The 17,174-nt window shown below is 70.9% G+C and carries 15 protein-coding genes; 11 read left to right on the top strand and 4 right to left on the bottom strand.

The features are described 5' to 3' along the window. Positions 1-14 precede the first annotated feature (14 nt). From CEK69_RS12590 to CEK69_RS12575, 4 genes are all read right to left on the bottom strand, one after another. A complete protein-coding gene (locus CEK69_RS12590) occupies positions 15-1,100 on the bottom strand; it encodes a GGDEF domain-containing protein (protein WP_152245936.1) in 1,086 nt (361 codons plus the stop codon). 269 nt (positions 1,101-1,369) lie between these two features. Further along, a complete protein-coding gene (locus CEK69_RS12585; RefSeq protein WP_017914345.1) occupies positions 1,370-2,446 on the bottom strand; it encodes a GGDEF domain-containing protein in 1,077 nt (358 codons plus the stop codon). Between the two features lie 295 nt (positions 2,447-2,741). After that, positions 2,742-3,788: a right-handed parallel beta-helix repeat-containing protein gene (locus CEK69_RS12580; protein WP_017914346.1), complete on the bottom strand. Its 1,047-nt coding sequence runs from the start codon at positions 3,786-3,788 to the stop codon at positions 2,742-2,744. An 82-nt stretch (positions 3,789-3,870) separates the two neighbouring features. Continuing rightward, positions 3,871-6,267 carry a penicillin acylase family protein gene (locus CEK69_RS12575; protein ID WP_152245934.1) on the bottom strand — a complete coding sequence of 799 codons (2,397 nt, stop codon included), beginning with the start codon at positions 6,265-6,267 and terminating at the stop codon, positions 3,871-3,873. A gap of 191 nt (positions 6,268-6,458) precedes the next feature. Here CEK69_RS12575 and bfr point away from each other — a divergent pair, with 191 nt between their 5' ends. From bfr to CEK69_RS12520, 11 genes are all read left to right on the top strand, one after another. Continuing rightward, entirely contained in the window at positions 6,459-6,950 is a 492-nt protein-coding gene (gene bfr, locus CEK69_RS12570) for a bacterioferritin (RefSeq protein ID WP_026143459.1), read from the top strand. Between the two features lie 164 nt (positions 6,951-7,114). Continuing rightward, positions 7,115-7,459, top strand: a complete 345-nt coding sequence (locus tag CEK69_RS12565; RefSeq protein ID WP_152245932.1) for a hypothetical protein — start codon at positions 7,115-7,117, stop codon at positions 7,457-7,459. 56 nt (positions 7,460-7,515) lie between these two features. Next, complete coding sequence (locus tag CEK69_RS12560) at positions 7,516-7,959, top strand: DUF2147 domain-containing protein (protein WP_193313976.1); 444 nt, start codon at positions 7,516-7,518, stop codon at positions 7,957-7,959. Positions 7,960-8,076: 117 nt separating this feature from the next. After that, positions 8,077-8,970 carry a TorF family putative porin gene (locus CEK69_RS12555; protein WP_152245964.1) on the top strand — a complete coding sequence of 298 codons (894 nt, stop codon included), beginning with the start codon at positions 8,077-8,079 and terminating at the stop codon, positions 8,968-8,970. 3 nt (positions 8,971-8,973) lie between these two features. Then, positions 8,974-10,617: an FGGY-family carbohydrate kinase gene (locus CEK69_RS12550; protein WP_152245930.1), complete on the top strand. Its 1,644-nt coding sequence runs from the start codon at positions 8,974-8,976 to the stop codon at positions 10,615-10,617. Beyond that, positions 10,604-11,245: a class II aldolase/adducin family protein gene (locus tag CEK69_RS12545; RefSeq protein WP_152245928.1), complete on the top strand. Its 642-nt coding sequence runs from the start codon at positions 10,604-10,606 to the stop codon at positions 11,243-11,245. The genes CEK69_RS12550 and CEK69_RS12545 overlap by 14 nt, the downstream gene beginning before the upstream one ends. Before the next feature lie 49 nt (positions 11,246-11,294). Further along, the gene (locus CEK69_RS12540; protein ID WP_152245926.1) at positions 11,295-12,743 is read left to right on the top strand and encodes an aminotransferase class III-fold pyridoxal phosphate-dependent enzyme; all 1,449 of its coding nucleotides are present in this window, start codon (positions 11,295-11,297) and stop codon (positions 12,741-12,743) included. Positions 12,744-12,746: 3 nt separating this feature from the next. Continuing rightward, complete coding sequence (locus CEK69_RS12535; RefSeq protein WP_152245924.1) at positions 12,747-13,385, top strand: hypothetical protein; 639 nt, start codon at positions 12,747-12,749, stop codon at positions 13,383-13,385. An 84-nt stretch (positions 13,386-13,469) separates the two neighbouring features. Beyond that, positions 13,470-14,621 (top strand): MFS transporter, encoded by a 1,152-nt coding sequence (locus CEK69_RS12530; protein ID WP_152245922.1) that lies wholly within the window; start codon positions 13,470-13,472, stop codon positions 14,619-14,621. 125 nt (positions 14,622-14,746) lie between these two features. Continuing rightward, a complete protein-coding gene (locus tag CEK69_RS12525; protein WP_193313975.1) occupies positions 14,747-16,189 on the top strand; it encodes an aldehyde dehydrogenase family protein in 1,443 nt (480 codons plus the stop codon). Between the two features lie 165 nt (positions 16,190-16,354). Continuing rightward, the gene (locus CEK69_RS12520) at positions 16,355-17,026 is read left to right on the top strand and encodes a TetR/AcrR family transcriptional regulator (protein ID WP_152237643.1); all 672 of its coding nucleotides are present in this window, start codon (positions 16,355-16,357) and stop codon (positions 17,024-17,026) included. Positions 17,027-17,174 lie beyond the last annotated feature (148 nt).

Below are 17,174 nucleotides of genomic sequence, written 5' to 3'. Positions count from 1 at the left end.
CCGCGCGCCTCCCGCTACGCCGGATCCGCCGTCGGCGCCGCGCTGTCGAAGGCGCCGTGCACGGCCGCCATGGGGGCTGGCCCTGTGGCGCTGTCCAGGCGGATCCGGCTCTTGCCGTCGCGCTTGGCCGCATACAGCGCACGGTCGGCACGCTTGAGCAGATCCGAGACGTCGCCGTCGGGATGCATGCGCGCGATCCCGGCGCTGAACGTGAAGGCCACGCCCTTGGCGCGGGTCTGGCGCACGCGTTCCAGCAACCGCTGCAGCAGGGCATCGGTCTGCGCGTCGCTCATGCCGTCGAGCACGATGCCGAATTCCTCGCCGCCGAGCCGGCCGACCCGGCAGCCGTGCCCGAGCCGGGTCAGTTCGGCGGCCAGGGCCAGCAACACCGCATCGCCGACATCGTGGCCATGGCGGTCGTTGACCTGCTTGAAGTCGTCGATGTCCAGCATCGCGAACTGCAGCGTGCCGCGGCGACCGCGCCCGGCCGCCAGCGCATGCAGTTGCGCCATCAGGGCGCGCCGGTTGGCCAGCCCGGTCAGCGCATCGGTCTCGGAGATGCGCCGGTAGTCTTCCTTCAGGCGGTAGGTGATCAGCATGCTGCGCGCGAAGGTGCGGTTCATGGCCAGGCCGATCAGCGACACCGCGGCGACCAGCAGCCCCAGCAGCATCGGGTCGCTGGCGGCCGCCGGTGGCAGTGACCGACCGGTCAGCATGATCGTCCAGGTGTATGACAGCGCCAGCAGGTAGTCGCGCGTGAACGGGAACAGCAGATTGATGCCCAGGCACAGGGTGACCGTGGTCGGCAGCCACCAGAATTCGCCGTGTGCGCCCATCTGCCGCAGCTCGATCTGATACACCCACGACAGCAGCAGCACGTACAGCGCGCCGCTCAGGCGCCAGTGCCAGAAGCGGCGGACCAGCAGGGTGCAGGCGGCGGTGCCGAGCAGCGCGGCCAGCAGGATCAAATTGACCAGGCCCCATGGTCGCTGCAGATACGGATTGAACAGCAGCGTCGCGACCCAGATCGACAGGGTCAGCGCTTGAATGGCCGTGGTCGACCGGCCCAGCAGGTGGCGGATGTATTCCGGGTACGTCATGTGCTGCCCAACGGCGCGTCCCGGCCGGTTCGTGATGTGCGGACGCCGACGCGCACGCGCTGGATCGATGGCAGCGTATCGGCATGCCGGCGTGGCGGCTTGAGTGACCGCAGCGCCTGCGGTTCAGCCTGTTGGTGCCGCACGCAGCGGCGGTGAAGCGGGGTGGACGTCTGCGCTGTCTGCGTCGGGCCTGAAGTGCGTGCACCACGAGCGAGTGCGCTGCGGGGCGGCGGCATGCGCCGCCCCGCGGGGGCTGTTGGTGCTGCGTGCTACAGCGACGTGGCGGCCGGCAGCGCGGGATCGCCTGCAAACGCCGCGGACGTGCCGGCCGACACCGGCGTGGCGCCGTCCAGGCGAAGGCTGCCGTTGCCCGCCTGCCGGGCGGCGGACAGCGCGCGGTCGGCGCGGGCGAGCAGGTCGGACAGTTCGCCGCCGGCCGGCAACGAGGCCATGCCGACGCTGCAGGTGAAGCTTGCGCCATCCACGCGCAGGCCGCGGATGCGCTGCTGCAGGCGCTGCACCAGTGCGCTCGCCTTGTCCTGCGACACGCCCTCGAACAGCAGGCCGAACTCCTCGCCGCCGAGGCGGCCGACGCGGCAACGCGGGTCCAGCCGCACCAGTTCCGTCGCCAGCGCCTGCAGCACCGCATCGCCGACGTGGTGACCGTGCTCGGCGCCGATCCGCTCGAAGTCGTCGATGTCCAGCATGGCCAACTGCACGGCGTGCTGGGTGCCGACCGCTGCCTGCAGGTCGGCCATCAGCGCGCGCCGGTTGGGGATGCCGGTCAGTGCGTCGGTCGCGGCCAGGCGCCGATAGCCTTCCTTCAGCGCGTGGTTGCTGCGCATGGTGGTGACGAAGATACGGTTCAACGCGAACCCGACCATGGTCACCGCCGCCACCAGGATCTCCAGCAGCGGCAGGTCGGTGGAGGCGGGTACCAGGCTGTCGTGCCAGCCGAGCATGATCGCCCAGGTGCAGGCCAGCGCCAGCAGATAGTCGCGCGCGTGGCAGAACAGCACGCTGTAGCCCAGGCTCAGGGTCACCGCCACCGGCAGCATCCAGGGCAGACCGGCGCCGCCCATGTGGTGCAACTGCAGCCGGAATGCGGCGTCGAACGCGATCACCGACAGGAAGGCGCTCAACCGCCATTGCCAGAAGTGCCTGGCCATGCGCATGACCACGCCGCTGCCGAGCATGGCGGCGAACGCCAGCGCATAGCGCGCGTCCAGTGGGTGGCTCAGGTAGGGGTTGCACAGCAGCAGCGCCAGCCAGACGCACAGGGTCAGGCCCTGGATCGCCAGGATCGGCGTGTCGAGGGTGCGGCGGACATGAAGGTGGTAGTTCATCTGCTCTCCCAGAGCGCCGCGGCACTCCAGCGTCTGCGGCACGGCCGGTCGGTGGTCCAGCGCGGTCCGTCGGTCGCTGGGGCGTCGTCACCGGTTAGCGGCCGCTGCAGGCAGAGCTTTAATGGATGTGTCGCGGCGTGCGTGTCGCCCGCCTGGTGGTGGTCCGACACCCGCCTGGACGCGGCCTGGCCTGGGGGGGCACACCGGTTCTGCCGCCATGCGCGGGCTGGGGCGCCCCGGCCGACCTGTTCAAGGCCGGCCGGGTGGCGTGCGCAGGCGCCGCGGCCGCGCGCGCTTATTCGAAGCGCACGCAGTGGCCGTAGCGTTCGGGCTGGATGTCGATGCCCGAGGCGTCGGCCTGGTTGTTCTTGCGCCACAGGTTGGGGCGGAACTCCGGGCCGGTGCAGTTGGCCGCGCTGTCCACGCCGATGGTGTAGGTGTAGGGGTTGCCGCGGAAGGTGTTGTTCTCGAACGTGTTGTCCTGGCTCATGCTGTTGTCCCAGCACAGGATCTGCGGCGTGCGCTGGCGGATCGAGCAGGTCAGGTAGAGCCCGGCGCCCTTGTTGTCGATGAACTGGTTGCCCGCGAACAGGTTGCGCCGCGCGTCGGCCAGGTACACGCCCTGGCTGCCGTTGCGCTCCAGGCGGTTGTCGCGGATCTCGCTGTCTTCCAGGTGCTCGGTGGTGATGCCGGCGGCGACGTTGTCGTGGATCACGTTGTCGATCAGCTTGACCTTGGCGGTGCGGTTGAACGACACCCCGTCCCAGGTCGCACCGGACACGTCGTTGTGCGCGATCAGCAGGTCGCGGCTGTCGAACTCGCTCAGCAGGCAGGCGCTGCGGCACTTGCTCACTCGCAGGTGGGTCAGCTGGATGTTCTGGCCGTTGCGCACCACCACCAGGCTGTTGCTCAGGTACGGGCGTTCGGGCATGAACTCCTTGTCGATGGTGCCGCCGACGATCTGCAACTGCTCCACGCGCACGTCGCGGATCGGCCGCATGGGGCGCTCGTTCTGATAGTCGCCGATGACGATGGTCGGCTGCTGCACGTGGTCGCGCATGCGCAGCACGGTGCTGTCGCCCTGGCCGCGCAGGCGCAGGCCGTCGCGCTGGATCGAGATCAGCTTGCCGACCGGGAACTCGCCGGCGCTCAGGCACACGGTGGCGGGTTTGCCGTCGTTGGGGACGCGGTCGATCGCGGCCTGCAGATCGTCGCCGGGTTGGGCGCGCACGCTGCAGTCGGAAGCGGCCGCGGGCGCGTCGGCAGCCGGCGTGGCACAGGCGGAAAACGACACGGCCGCGGCGAGCGGCAGCAACAGGGCGAGCAGGGGAGGGCGCTTCATCGGTAGGCAGACTCGGCAGTGGGGGAAGGGGGAAGGCAGGCCGGCGTATGCAGTCGGACGCCGGCGCGGAGCCGATCGCGGGTCATTGTGGTGCGGACGGGCTTAATGTCAGCGTGTGCCGGGTCGGGCCGGGCAGGAACTTTGTGGCGCGGCCCTGCACCCAGTCGGCGTGGCCGGCGCCCCAGAACGGCGACAGCGGGTGGCCGCTCTGGCCGCCGGGCATGTGCACGATGCCGTCGGCCTCGTGACCCGGTGCCACCACCATGCGCTCGGAGGCGCCGAACGCCGGGCGCTGCACCCGCGGCATGTCGTCGTCGCCGGGCAGCGGCGTGTCCGGCATGCATAGCCAGCCGCGCAGCGGCCCGGGCAGGCCCTGCGCCAGCGGATGGCAGATCGCCGCGCGGTTCTCCAGGCCCCAGCGGCGCGTGTCCAGCGGGCCTTCGGCCTGCAGGTGCGTGCGCACCTCGGCGGCGGCGTCTTCCAGCAGCGCCTGCCAGCTGCCGTAGCGGCGCGGCAGCAGGTGCAGCGGCTGTTGCTGCAGCAGCGGCCAGGCCACGCCTTCCAGTTGCGGCAGCGGCAGCGGCGGTGGCGCGGGCGCGGTATCTGCGTTCGATCCGGTACGGGCCGGCGCGATCAGGCCGTCGCGGATCCGGGTCAGCACCGCCAGGCGCCAGGCGCGCACCAGGGTATAGCTGACCGAGCCGGTGCTGGCGCGGCCTTCCCAGTGCTTGGCCGCTTGCGAGATGGCGTGCAACGCCGGCGTCGCCGCACCGGCATCGCGTTGCTGCAGCAGCGCCCACCAGCGCTGCAGGAACAGGGCGCGGTCGTCGAGCTGGATCGCCAGCAACTGCCGTTCGTCGAGGTGCGGATGCAGGCGCAGGTCGTCGCGGATCTGCTGTGCGCGTGCGCCCAGCGCATAGCCGCCGTCGCCGAGCGGCGCCAGTTCGGCGCCGCCGATCACGCGGGCATTGGCGGTCCACAATTGCCCGTCGGCGGGATCGATGCGTTGCGGCGACTGGCCGGTGGACAGCGGCCACGGCGCGCAGCGCGCCTGCGCCGGCACTGTCGCGCGCACGTCGTGCATCACCGCATCGGCCGCGCAGTGCGGACCGCGCAGCGGCAGCGGGCCGAGCACGCGCCAGCCGATGTGGCCGTCGCGGTCGGCCAGCACCAGGTTCTGCGCGGGCGTGGCGATGTGCTGCGCACGGGCGAAGGCGTCGGGGAGGGACGTGGCGCGGGCGAAGTCGGCCAGCCCCAGATTCAGCGCACCCGGCAACTGCGCGGCCCAGCGCAACGCCAGCGCGCTGCCGTCGGGTTCGTGTTGCAGGATCGGGCCATAGGCGGTGTCTTCGACCTGCAGTTCGGTGTCGGGGGCGCCCGAGACCTTGATCCGTTCGCGATGCACGGTGACCGGCGTGCAGCCGGGCTGCGCCACCGCGGCGCACGGGGTGAGCCGGTACCAGTCGGCGGTATCGGCATAGCTGTTGGTGAACCCCCAGGCGACGTGACCGTTGCTGCCGACGATCACCGCCGGCAGGCCGGGCAGCGAGAATCCGGACACGTCCACGTGGCCGCCCGGCGCCTGCGCATCGGCATAGCGCAGGCGCACGCGGAACCACAGGCTGGGCGCGCGCAGGCCCAGATGCATGTCGTTGGCGACGATGGCGCGGCCGTCGGCGGTGCGGCTGCCGGCGATCGCCCAGTTGTTGCTGCCGGGCGCGCTGGTGGCGACCGCCTCGGTCGCGGCGGGGGCGGGCGCGCCCGCCAGGCGGCGCAGATCGACCTGATCGGCGGAGGGCAGCTCCGCGTCGCCGCGCACGCTGCCGTCCAGTGTCGCGTCCCAACTGCTGCCCTCGTGACGCAGCAGGGCGTACAGCGGCGCCGGCAAGCGCTGCTGCAGGCGATACAGGGCCAGCTTGCGCTCGAGTTGCTTGCCCTGCAGGTCGAAGTACATCGCCTGGCCGGCCAGCGCCGAATCCACCGGCTGCCAGTCGCGTGGTGCGGCGAACAGCATCAGGTAAGGCCACGGCCGTATCCGCAACGCGTGCAGGCCCTGGTTGACGCCCGCACTGTAGGCCTGCAAGGCCGCCGCGTGCTGGCCGGCGAACGCGGCCAGTTGCGCGCTGCTGCGCGCGCGCAGGCGATGCGCCCGCCGTGCCTTGTCCACGTCCAGCGCGTGCGGACCGACCAGCTCGGACAGCTCGCCAGCGGCCGCGCGGCGCAGCAGGTCCATCTCGAAGAAGCGTTCTTGCGCGTGCACGTAGCCGAGCGCGCGCATCGCATCGGCCTCGTCGGCGGCCTCGATGGTGACCACGCCCAGTGCGTCGCGCTGGATGCTTGCCGGCGCGCGCAGGCCTTGCAGCGGGGCCTTGCCGTCGAGCGTGGCCAGGCTGCCGCGCAGCAGCAGCCAGATACCCAGCGCCACGGCCGCCGTCAGCAGCAACGTCCCCAGCAGCAGGCGTTTCCATCGACCGCGCATCGTCTCTCTCCGGTGGGCAAGTCTCCGATTCTAGACACGACTGCGTGTCGTTCCCGCGTAGGCGCGGCGCGCTGTGCGCGGGGTCACGCATCGCGGATGTGCGAGTCGGGATGTGAATGATTCCGATTGGAACGCGGCGCGGCGGCATCGGGCACTATGGCGCCCTCAGTCGACCCCACGGAGCCCGCCCCATGAAGGGACACCCCGACGTTGTGCAATGCCTCAAGGAGCTGCTGCGCGGCGAACTGGCCGCGCGCGACCAGTATTTCATCCACTCGCGGCGTTACGAGGATCAGGGCCTGCTGGCGCTGTACGAACGCATCAACCACGAGATGGAAGAGGAGACCGAGCACGCCGATGCGCTGCTGCGGCGCATCCTGTTCCTGGAGGGCGACCCGGACATGCGCCCGCATGCCTTCGAACCCGGGCGCACGGTCGAGGAAATGCTGGAGAAGGACCTGAAGGTCGAGTACGAAGTGCGCGCCAACCTGGCCGCGGGCATGAAGCTGTGCGAGCAGCATGGCGACTACGTTAGCCGCGACGTGCTGTTGGCGCAGCTGCGCGACACCGAGGAAGACCATGCCTGGTGGCTGGAACAGCAGCTCGGCCTGATCAAGCGCATCGGCATGGCGCTGTACCAGACCTCGAAGATCGACGGGCACGTGTCCGGCAAGGACGCCTGATCCGTCCGTGCGCCGCCCGCTTGCGGGAGGCGCCGATGCACTGAGCGGGACCCATCCCCGCCATCGCGGCCGTGCCATCGCCGGCCGCTTCTGACCCGCCGATCGTGCCGGTCGCCACAACTCTCGCTGGCCCGCACCGGCGCTGCCGACCTTCGCGGGCGACAGTGCGCATCGCGATGTCGCGGCGGTTGCTGCCGCAGCAAGGCCGCAACGACTGCCGACACGCCTTCTGCCCTTCTCGTTTCCTGACGCCGCCGATCGGGTTCGGCCGCGCGCGGCCGCGTGGCTGGATGGCGTGGCTGGCGCATTCGCTCGGTTCGCAGTGCGACGCCATGGCGATCGGGCGAGCCGATCTGTTGTCGCCGTCCTCGCCGATGGCTGTTGCAACGCCGCAAAAATCGGCCGTCGCATGCATCTCGCTGCACACGCGAACCCTTGAAATCCAGGCGTTTGCGCGCCTCGCCACGTCCGCGGCAAAGGCCGTATGGACAATGCTTGCAAAACGGTAGTGATCGCTATACGGTAGTTTTCACTACTTAATTGCGCGATGGCGAGGGGGCGTTCGATGCAGGCGAGTCCGGGAATCAGGCGGTACGGCGTGGTCGGTGTGGTCGTAGCGGGGTGGTTGCTGGCGCCGGCTGCGGCAGGCGCCGCACCGGCCGCGGCGCAGGGGCTGTGGCTGACCGCGGCCAAGGACGCGGTGGTGGAGTTCGCGCCGTGCGCGGATGCGGCCACGGCCTTGTGCGGACGCATCGTCTGGGACAAGGACGCCGGCACCGCCACCGATACCTGCGGCGTGCAGATCGCGCGTCTGGCGCGCGAGGACGGCGATACCTGGCGCGACGGCTGGGCCTTCGATCCGCGCAGCGGCAAGCGCTACAAGGCCACGCTGCGCGCCAGCGGCAAATCGCTGGACCTGCGCGCCTTCGTCGGGGTGGAAGTGCTCGGCGAGACCGAACGCTTCACCCGCGTGCAGGCGCTGCCCAGCACGCCGGTCTGCGCGACGTGATTCACCCGCCGCGCACGCAACGCGCCGGCGTCATCGATGTGCGGGGCCAGCGACGGCCGCCGCGCGTCCCACCTTCCTCAGCGAACAGGGGAGATTGAGATGACTGCAGTCCGCTTCATGGCGACCCTCGCGGGCGCACTGGCCCTGCACGGCGCCTGCTGCGCCCGGGCGCAGGCCCAGCAGGCCGACGCCGATGGCATGGTCAATTACGAGTTCCAGAACCAGATCAAGCTGATGAGCGAGCAGCGTACGCGCGGCGTGTCCGACTCGCTGATGCGCCCATCGCTGAAGTGGACCACCCAGTTCGTGCACGCCAGTGGTTTCGTCGCGCTGCTGGAGGTGGCCAAGGTCAGCAAGAAACAGTTCCTCGACGGCGACGGCCTGGGCATCACCGCGGCGGCCGGCTACCGCTTCGGCAATCCCGATGCCTGGCATGCCGGCGTCGGCCTGGCCACCGAGCGCTTCCCCGGCGCCAGCTTCCTGGCCCCGCACCGGATCGACCTGGAGACGGGAACGCCCGAGGACATCCGCCGCACCGACTACGACAGCAATTTCGGCGTGCTCGAACTCGGCTACGGCGCGGTCGAGGGCCGCGTGCTGTACGTGTTCTCCAAGACCTACCGCGGTGCCGACACCGGCGGCGTGTGCGCACAGATCCTGCAGTTCGCCGCCGACCCGACGACGGCGCTGCGCTGCTTCGCCCGTGGCGAGCACGACTCGCGCGGCACGCTGCTGGGCGATCTGAACTACCAGACGCCGCTGCTGCCGTCGGTATTGCCGTCGACCACGCTGCGCCTGCACGCCGGCTACCAGAAGCTGCGCAACTTCAGCGAGGGCAGCTTCGCCGACTACCAGATCGGCGTCACCCACAAGCGCTGGGGCCTGGACTGGAACCTGGACTGGGTCAGCACACGGGTCAACGCGCACGAGCTGTATTGGGTGCAGGACGGCGCGCGCATCCGCAAGACCGACGGCGACACCCTGGTGGCCTCGATCGGCTACACGTTCTGACCGATGCGCAGCGAACTGCTCGATGCCGACCGGGGCGGCGACCAGCCACTGGTGCTGGCGGTGGACCTGGGAACCTCCGGCTGCAAGTGCGCGCTGGTCACCTTGGAGGGCCAGGTGATCGCCTGGGCCTTCGAACCGGTGCCCCTGCACGTGCATGGCGTCTGCGCCGAGCAGGATCCGCGCGACTGGTGGAACGCGTTGCTGGTCACCGCGGCGGCGGTGCTGCAAGGCGGCGAGGCGTTGCGCCAGCGGGTGACCGCGGTGTGCTGCTCGACCCAGGGCGAGTGCACCGTGTGCGTGGACCGCGACGGCCGCGCGCTGGGCAATGCCATGCTGTGGCTGGACATGCGCGGGCAGGCCGCGATCGCGCGGCGCCTGCGCGGTCGTTGGCTCAACGTGCGCGGCTATGCTCCGCTGAAGCTGCTGCGCTGGTTGCGCCTGAGCGGCGGCGCGCCGGCCGGCAGCGGCAAGGATTGCGCCGGCCATATCGCCTACCTGCGCGACCACGAACCGCAGCGTTACCAGCGCACGCACAAGTTCCTCAACGCGCTGGACTATCTCAACCTGCGCCTGACCGGGCGCTTCTGCGCCACCGCCGATTCGGTGCTCACCACCTGGGTCACCGACAACCGCGACCCGATGCGCATCCGCTACGACGACGGCTTGCTGCGGCTGCTCGGCATCGAACGCGACAAGCTGCCGGAGCTGGTGGCCTCCACCGAGGTGCTGGGACCGCTGCTGCCGGGCGTGGCCGTGCAACTGGGCCTGTCGCCGCAGACCCGGGTGATCGCCGGCGCCATCGACAACTCGGCGGTGGCGGTGGCCGCGGCGGTCGAGGACTACGCCGCGCATCTGTATCTGGGCACCTCGTCGTGGCTGGGCGCGCACGTGCCGCGGATGAAGACCGACGTGTTCAGCAACATCGCCGCGGTGCCGTGCGCGGTCAGCGGGCGCTACCTGGCCACCGCGTTGCAGTCCACCGCCGGCGCCAACCTGTCGTTCCTGCGCGACCGCATCCTGTTCCATCCCGACGAACTGCTGCGCGACGAAGAACGCCCGGACGTGTACGAGGCGCTCAACGTCATCGCCGCGCGGGTGCCGGCCGGGGCCAACGGCCTGGTCTACATGCCGTGGCTGTTCGGCGAGCGCACCCCGGTCGAGGACCACAGCCTGCGTGCCGGCTTGGTCAACCTGTCGCTGATGCACACCCGCGAGGACATCATCCGCGCCTTCATGGAAGGGGTGGCGTTGAACACGCGCTGGATGATGGAACCGTTCGCGTGCTTGCTCGGCCGCGATCCGGGCGTGATCGCCGCGGTCGGCGGCGGCGCGCAGTCGGACCTGTGGTGCCAGATCATCGCCGACGTCAGCGGCCAGCCGATCCGGCAACTGCACAACCCGATCCAGGCCAATGCGATCGGCGCTACCTTCATCGCCGGCGTCGGCCTGGGCCGGCTGCGCTTCGCCGACCTGCCGGCGCTGCAACGCGCGCGCCGGGTGTACGAACCGTCGCCGCGCAACCGTGCGCTGTACGACGACCGCTATGCGATGTTCCGCGAATTGCAGCGCACCCTGGCGCCGATCTACCGGCGCATGAATCCCCTTCCCGAGTGCGTGCCGGAGGTTCCCCAGCATGTTTGCCCATGAACAACGCACGCGCGTGGTCGCGCTGTGCGTGGACCTGTCGCGGCGCGGCTACCTGGCCGGCACCGGCGGCAACGTCGCGCTGCGCCTGGATGCCGAACGCTTCGCGGTGACGCCGTCGGCCATCGATTACCTGGCGATGCGCGCCGAGGACATCTGCGTGGTGCGCCTGGCCGACCTGCGGCAACTGGATGGCGCCGCCACGCCGTCGGTGGAGACCGGCCTGCATGCGCAGGTGCTGCGCCGCCGGCCCGACGTGGCCTGCAGCATCCACACCCACCAGCCGGTGGCCAGCGCCTGCGCGCTGCTGGGGGCGGCGCTGCCGGTCGAGGATCCGGCGTTGCAGGCAACGATCGGTGCCCGCGTGCCGATGGTCGGCTACTTCCCGTCCGGCACCGGGCTGCTGGCCTGGTTGCTGGCGCGGCAACTGCGCCCGTCGAGCAACGCCTACCTGATGCGCAACCACGGCGTGCTGTGTTGCGGCCGCAGCCTGGAGCAGGCGGTGGCGGCGGTCGATGCGCTGGAGCAGCTGGCGCGCGATCACCTGGCGCGCCGCATCGAACGCCGCGCGCTGCACGACGCCGGCCTGGCCGTGCCGTTGCGCGCCGTCCTCACCGCACTGGAGGCCTGATCCCATGCACGCGCTTTCCGTTTCCGTTCCCCCGAGCCCGGCACCAACCATGAGCCAGACCCCCGCCATTTCGCAGTGGCCCGATGTGGACCAGCTGTACGCACGCTTCCATGCGCTGGTGAACCAGCCGATGCGGCCGATCGGCGCCGCCGGCATGGACAAGGTGATGCGCTATTTCGACGCGCGTTGCCAGGGTTCCAAGCGCCTGGGCGAGGCGGCCAAGCAGGTGATCCCCGGCGGCGTGCAGCACAACTTGGCGTTCAACCATCCGTTCCCGCTGGCCATGCACAGCGCCGAGGGCGCCTACCTGACCGACGTCGACGGCAACCGCTACATCGACTTCCTGCAGGCCGGCGGCCCGACCCTGCTCGGATCCAATCCGCCGGAACTGCGCGAGCACGTGCAGGCGGTACTGGACCAGTGCGGCCCGGTGACCGGCCTGCTGCACGCGTACGAGGTCAAGCTGGCCGAACTGGTCTGCGCCAGCATGCCGGCGGTGGAGATGCTGCGCCTGCTCGGCTCCGGCACCGAGGCGGTGATGGGCGCGGTGCGCCTGGCTCGCACCCACACGCGCAAAAAATGGATCATCAAGATCGGCGGCGCCTACCACGGCTGGAGCGACCAGCTGGTGTACGGCATGCGCCTGCCGGGCACCGGGCGCATGGAGGCGATCGGCATTCCGCGCGGCGCCACCGCCCATACCCAGGAATGCCACCCCAACGATCTGGAGGCATTGCGGCGCAAGCTGCAGTTCAATCGCCTGCGCGGCGGCACCGCGGCGGTGCTGCTGGAACCGCTGGGGCCGGAGAGCGGCACGCGGCCGGTGCATCACGACTACAACCGGCAGGTGCGCAAGTTGTGCGACGAGTTCGGCGCGCTGCTGATCTTCGACGAAGTGGTCACCGGCTTCCGGCTCGGCCCGGGCGGTGCGCAGGGCTACTTCGGGGTCCTGCCGGACATCACCGTGCTCGGCAAGTGCCTGGCCGGCGGCTATCCGATGGCCGGCGCGATCGGCGGCCGCCGCGAGGTGATGATGAGCCTGGTCGGCGGCATCGGCACCACGGCGCGGCGCGCCTTCGTCGGCGGCACGCTGTCGGCCAATCCGCTGTCCTGCGTGGCCGGTTACCACGCCTTGCTGGAGGCGCAGCGCAGCGATGCCGCCGGCCAGGCCGGCCGCGCCGGCGATCGCCTGCGGCAGGGCCTGGAGGCGATCATCCGCCGTCTCGGCCTGCCGTACGTGGTCTACAACATGGGCTCGATCGTGCACCTGCAGACCTCCGGCGTGCTGCTGCTGGATACCGGCAACCTGTACAAGCTGTGGCGCGTGCGCAACGAGGCCAAGGAGCGCAAGCACATGATGGAGGAGATGGGCGCGGCGTATTCGGCGCACGGGCTGATCACCCTGGCCGGCAGCCGCATCTACACCAGCCGCGCCGATACCGATGCGGTGGTCGACGAGGCGCTGAACCGCTTCGACGACGTGTTCAAGCTGGTGTAGCGCATGCCCACCGTCCCGCAGATCGAAGCACTCTGGCTGCACACCCGCGCGCGGCTCGTGGCCAAGCGCCTGCTCGGCGACGACACGGCAGCCCTGGCGCTGCGCTGTCCGGGCAGCACGGCGATGTGCTGTGGCGCGCTCGAGGCGGAGCGGCCGCAGTGGCTGGACTGGCGCGACCCAGCGCTGCCGGCCGCGGCGCAGGTGCACGCGCAGGTATACGCGCGGCGTCCGGATGTCGGCGCCAGCGCCTGGTCGGCCGGCGTGTTCGGCCTGCGCCTGGCCGACGTCGGCGGCGTGCTGCCGCAGGTGTTCGACGAGCAGGCGCGGCACATCGGGCCGATGCCGGCGCCGTTTCCTGCGCTCGACGCGTTGGCGACGGCCGCGCCTGGCAGCGGCAGCGTCCTGCTGTTCGGCGGACGCCCGCTGTGTCTTGGCATCACCGCGCAGCGGCTGACATTGAACGTGGAGTTGTTCGAGAAATGCGCCAAGGCCTATGTGCTTGCCGCGGCCACCGGCGGGCAGGTGCGGGAGCTGCCCTGGTGGGTGCGGCGCATCGCCAACGGGCGGCTGCGCAAGGACCAGCGGCGTGCCGCCGCGGCCTTCGCCGCGGGCGAACTGCCGGCCGAAAGCAAAGGCTACTGAGGGTTCATCGCGATGACCGCCACGCCATCCCCGTCTTCCGTCGCATCAACCGCCGTCCACGCGACACGTCCGCTCGCCGCGGCCTTGTCGATCGGCGCCATCGCGCTGCTGATCCTCGGCGTGCAGCCGATCGTGCTCGGCGCACTGGTCGAGCAGCACCTGATCACGCTGCCCGGCGTGGGCGTGGTGGCGATGGGCGAGATCATCGCCCTGGGCATCGGTGTGGCATTGGGCGATGCGCTGCTGCCGGTGTCCTGGCAGCGTGCCACGGCGGTCGTGGCGGCGTTGCTGGCCGCGGCGCTGAACCTGGCCACGGTGCAGGCGCAGGGCGATGCGGCGTTCGTCGCGCTGCGTGCGGCCGCCGGCCTGGCCGAGGGCCTGCTGGTCTGGGTGGCCACCGTCAGCATCGTGCGCGCGGCCACGCCGGACCGGATCACCGCGGTGTTCATGGTGCTGCAGGCGCTGGCGCAGATCGCGCTGGCGGCGGCGCTGGCACTGTGGGTGTTGCCGGCGTCCGGCTGGAAGGGCGGTTTCGTGGCCATGGCTGCGACCTGCCTGCTGGTGCTGCCGCTGGCGGCGGCACTGTCGGTGTCGGCAAGCCTGGCTCCCGCCGCCGATGCGCAGTGCGCGGCGACCGCCACCGCCAGGCTGCGCTGGTCGCCGGCGACGCTGGCGCCATTGCTGGTGGCGTTCCTGCAGATGTCGGCGATCGGCGCGCTGTGGGCCTACCTGGAGCCGCTGGCGTTGCGCGCGGGGCTGGATGCGCATGCGGCGCAACTGCAGACCTCGTGGGTGCTGGGCATGCAGATCGTCGGCGGTCTGGCGGCGATCTACTGGGTGCGCCGGCTGTCGGTGACGGCGACCCTGACCCTGGGCAGCGTGGCGCTGTGCCTGGTGGCCGCGGCGATGTACCGGGTTCCGGGCAATGCGGCGCTGGGCTTCGCCGCGGTGTGCGTGGCGTTCGGCTTCGCCTGGATGTTCCTGATGCCGTTCCATGTCGGCCTGGCGCTGCGCGCCGATGCGCAGGGGCGGGTGGCGGTGCTGGTGCCGGCCGCGCAGTTGATCGGGTCGGCCTGCGGGCCGTTGCTGGCGTCGCTGCTGCTGCATGCCGACGATCCGGCGCCGGTGCCGCTGGTCGGTCTGTGCTTTGCGCTGACCGCGGCGCTGCTGGCGCTGTGGATCGGCCGGCGGCAGCGCCGTCCGGCCGTCGTGGAGGCAGGCTCGCATGCGGGCTGATGGGGGTGGCCGTGCGAGCGTGCTGGCCGCTGCGATGACGCGCTTCCGTCGGCCGCGCATGGCGCAGGGCAGGGGGCTGCCAGGCACCGGGCATCGGCCGATGTCCGCCAAGCAGGAGCGCGGCGATGGCGCCTGAGCCCGTGCTGGACACCCCACCGGAGACGGTCGCGGCGCTGTTCGCCGCGCAGCAGGCCACTGCGCTGGCCTGGCGCGGCTCCTCGGCGAACACGCGGCGCGCGCATCTGCGTGCGCTGCGCGATGCCTTGCTGGCGCGACGGCAGGCGCTGATCGCCGCCTTCGCCGCCGATTTCGCCAAGCCCGCACTGGAAGTGGAATTGACCGAGCTGCTGCCGGTGGTCGACGAGATCGCCACCGCCATCGCGCAGCTGCCGCGCTGGATGCGTCCGCGCAAGGTCTCGCCCACCTTGCTGGCCCTGGGTACGCGCGCGCGCATCGCGTTCCAGCCCAAGGGCCGCTGCCTGATCATCGGGCCCTGGAACTACCCGGTGGCCACCGTGCTGGGGCCGTTGGTGTCGGCACTGGCCGCCGGCAACACGGCGCTGATCAAGCCCTCCGAATTCACCCCGCAGGTCAACGCGGTGCTGCAGGCGGTGCTGGACGAGGCATTCGCGCCGGAAGAGGTGGCCCTGGTGCAGGGCGGGGTGGCGACCGCGCAGGCCTTGCTGGCTTGCCCGTTCGACCATGTGTTCTTCACCGGCTCGGCGGCAGTGGGCCGGCAGGTGATGGCCGCGGCGGCGCGGCAGCTGACGCCGGTGACCCTGGAACTGGGGGGCAAGTCGCCGGTGATCGTCGACCGCAGCGCCGACCTGCGTCTTGCCGCCGAGGTGATCGTCTGGGCCAAGCTGGTCAATGCCGGACAGACCTGCATCGCGCCGGATACCTTGTTCGTGCATCGCGACGTCAGTGCGCGCCTGCTCGCACACTGCCGCGCCCTGTTGGCGCAGCGCTACGGTGCCGACGCGCAGGCGGTCGCCGCCAGCCCGCACCTGGCGCGCATGATCCACCCGGCGCATGCCGCACGCGTGGCCGCGCTGATCGACGAAGCGCGCGCCGGCGGCGCGCAGTTGCTGGCCGGTGGCGAGCACGACGCGGAGCGCTGCTACGTGGCGCCGACGCTGCTGGCGCAGGTGCCGGCGCAGGCGCGGATCGCGCAGGAAGAGATCTTCGGTCCGGTACTGCCGCTGATCGAGTTCGCGCGCCTCGACGAGGTGCTCGACCGGCTCGACGCCGCGCCCAAGCCGCTGGCGCTGTACCTGTGGAGCCGCGATCGCTCCGGCATCGCCCAGGTGCTGGCGCGCACCAGTTCCGGCAGCGCGGTGGTCAACCACTGCCTGCAGCAGTTCGTGCACAGCGGTTTGCCGTTCGGCGGGGTGGGCGCCTCGGGATTCGGCAGCGCGCACGGCGTTCACGGCTTCCGCACCTTCTCGCACGAACGCGCGCTGCTGCGCGGCGGCCGACTGCCGATCGTCAAGGCGTTCTTTCCTCCGTACACCACGTTGCAGCGGTGCTTGGCGGCCGGCCTCAGCGGTTGGCTGGCACGGCGCTGAGCGACGTTGCCGGTGTGCCAGCGGCGGGCGCGGTAAGATGCGATGTCGGCGCGTGCCGCGACATCGCGGCGCAGCCCGCGCACCCATTGCCGCGGCGATGCGTGCCGTCAGGTTGGCGACGTGCCGCCACCGCGGCGCCTGCTGCTTTACCACCATCGAGATCCCATGCCCGCCGACACGCCGCGTCCCTCCGCACCGCACCGCCCGCGCCTGACCGGGAACAAGGTGCCGGCCCAGCATCGCGCCACCGAGACCTACGAACAGATCCTCTCGGTCACCGCGCAACTGCTCGGCGACGTCGGCGTGGAGCGGCTGTCCACCAATTTGGTGTGCGCGCGTGCCGGGCTGACGCCGCCGGCGCTGTACCGCTATTTCCCCAACAAGTACGCGCTGCTGTCGGAACTGGGCCGGCGGCTGATGGAGCGGCAGAACCAGCTCGTCCCCAAGTGGATCACCCTGCAGGCGATGAGCGGCACGCGCGAGGAATTGCAGCGCGCGCTGGCCGGGTTGGTGCTGGATACCTACCGCGTCACCAAGGCGACCGAGGGCGGGGTGTGGGTGCTGCGCGCGTTGCGCGCGGTGCCGGCGCTGCAGCAGGTGCGCCTGGAGTCGCATGCGCAGGTGACCAAGGGCCAGGTGCGCTTCCTCAGCGAGGCCTTCCCCGACGCCGACCCACGCCAGTTGCGCCTGGTCAGCCGCATCGTGGTCGACCTGATCTATGCCACGGTGGAACTGTTGTTCGACACCCGTCTGAGCGCGCGCGCGGTGGCCGACACGGTGGCGGCGATGATCGCCAGCCATATCGAACAGTTGCGCGATGCGGCGACAGTGGGCTAGGCGACTTGGATTTGGTCGCTCGGGTGGCCGCGTTGTGGGAGGGGCTTCAGCCCCGACGCGCTGCAGGTGATGCGCGTCGGGGCTGAAGCCCCTCCCACAAAAGCCTCGTGACGTGCAGGTATTGGGGATGCTTGGCTTCGCACGCGAT

Origin of the sequence: Xanthomonas sp. LMG 12462, from assembly GCF_009192885.1 — a bacterium.
GTDB lineage: Bacteria > Pseudomonadota > Gammaproteobacteria > Xanthomonadales > Xanthomonadaceae > Xanthomonas_A > Xanthomonas_A sontii.
The sequence above is the reverse complement of the archived record's forward strand: the minus strand, read 5'-3'. Positions and strand labels throughout refer to the sequence as shown.

Coding starts and splice junctions, on each gene's coding strand:
- CEK69_RS12560 (WP_193313976.1), top strand. CDS start 7,516: ATGCAGGCGAGTCCGGGAATCAGGCGGTACGGCGTGGTCGGTGTGGTC.
- CEK69_RS12520 (WP_152237643.1), top strand. CDS start 16,355: ATGCCCGCCGACACGCCGCGTCCCTCCGCACCGCACCGCCCGCGCCTG.
- CEK69_RS12575 (WP_152245934.1), bottom strand. CDS start 6,267: ATGCGCGGTCGATGGAAACGCCTGCTGCTGGGGACGTTGCTGCTGACG.
- CEK69_RS12545 (WP_152245928.1), top strand. CDS start 10,604: ATGTTTGCCCATGAACAACGCACGCGCGTGGTCGCGCTGTGCGTGGAC.
- CEK69_RS12535 (WP_152245924.1), top strand. CDS start 12,747: ATGCCCACCGTCCCGCAGATCGAAGCACTCTGGCTGCACACCCGCGCG.
- CEK69_RS12525 (WP_193313975.1), top strand. CDS start 14,747: ATGGCGCCTGAGCCCGTGCTGGACACCCCACCGGAGACGGTCGCGGCG.
- CEK69_RS12555 (WP_152245964.1), top strand. CDS start 8,077: ATGGCGACCCTCGCGGGCGCACTGGCCCTGCACGGCGCCTGCTGCGCC.
- CEK69_RS12540 (WP_152245926.1), top strand. CDS start 11,295: ATGAGCCAGACCCCCGCCATTTCGCAGTGGCCCGATGTGGACCAGCTG.
- bfr (WP_026143459.1), top strand. CDS start 6,459: ATGAAGGGACACCCCGACGTTGTGCAATGCCTCAAGGAGCTGCTGCGC.
- CEK69_RS12585 (WP_017914345.1), bottom strand. CDS start 2,446: ATGAACTACCACCTTCATGTCCGCCGCACCCTCGACACGCCGATCCTG.
- CEK69_RS12550 (WP_152245930.1), top strand. CDS start 8,974: ATGCGCAGCGAACTGCTCGATGCCGACCGGGGCGGCGACCAGCCACTG.
- CEK69_RS12590 (WP_152245936.1), bottom strand. CDS start 1,100: ATGACGTACCCGGAATACATCCGCCACCTGCTGGGCCGGTCGACCACG.
- CEK69_RS12580 (WP_017914346.1), bottom strand. CDS start 3,788: ATGAAGCGCCCTCCCCTGCTCGCCCTGTTGCTGCCGCTCGCCGCGGCC.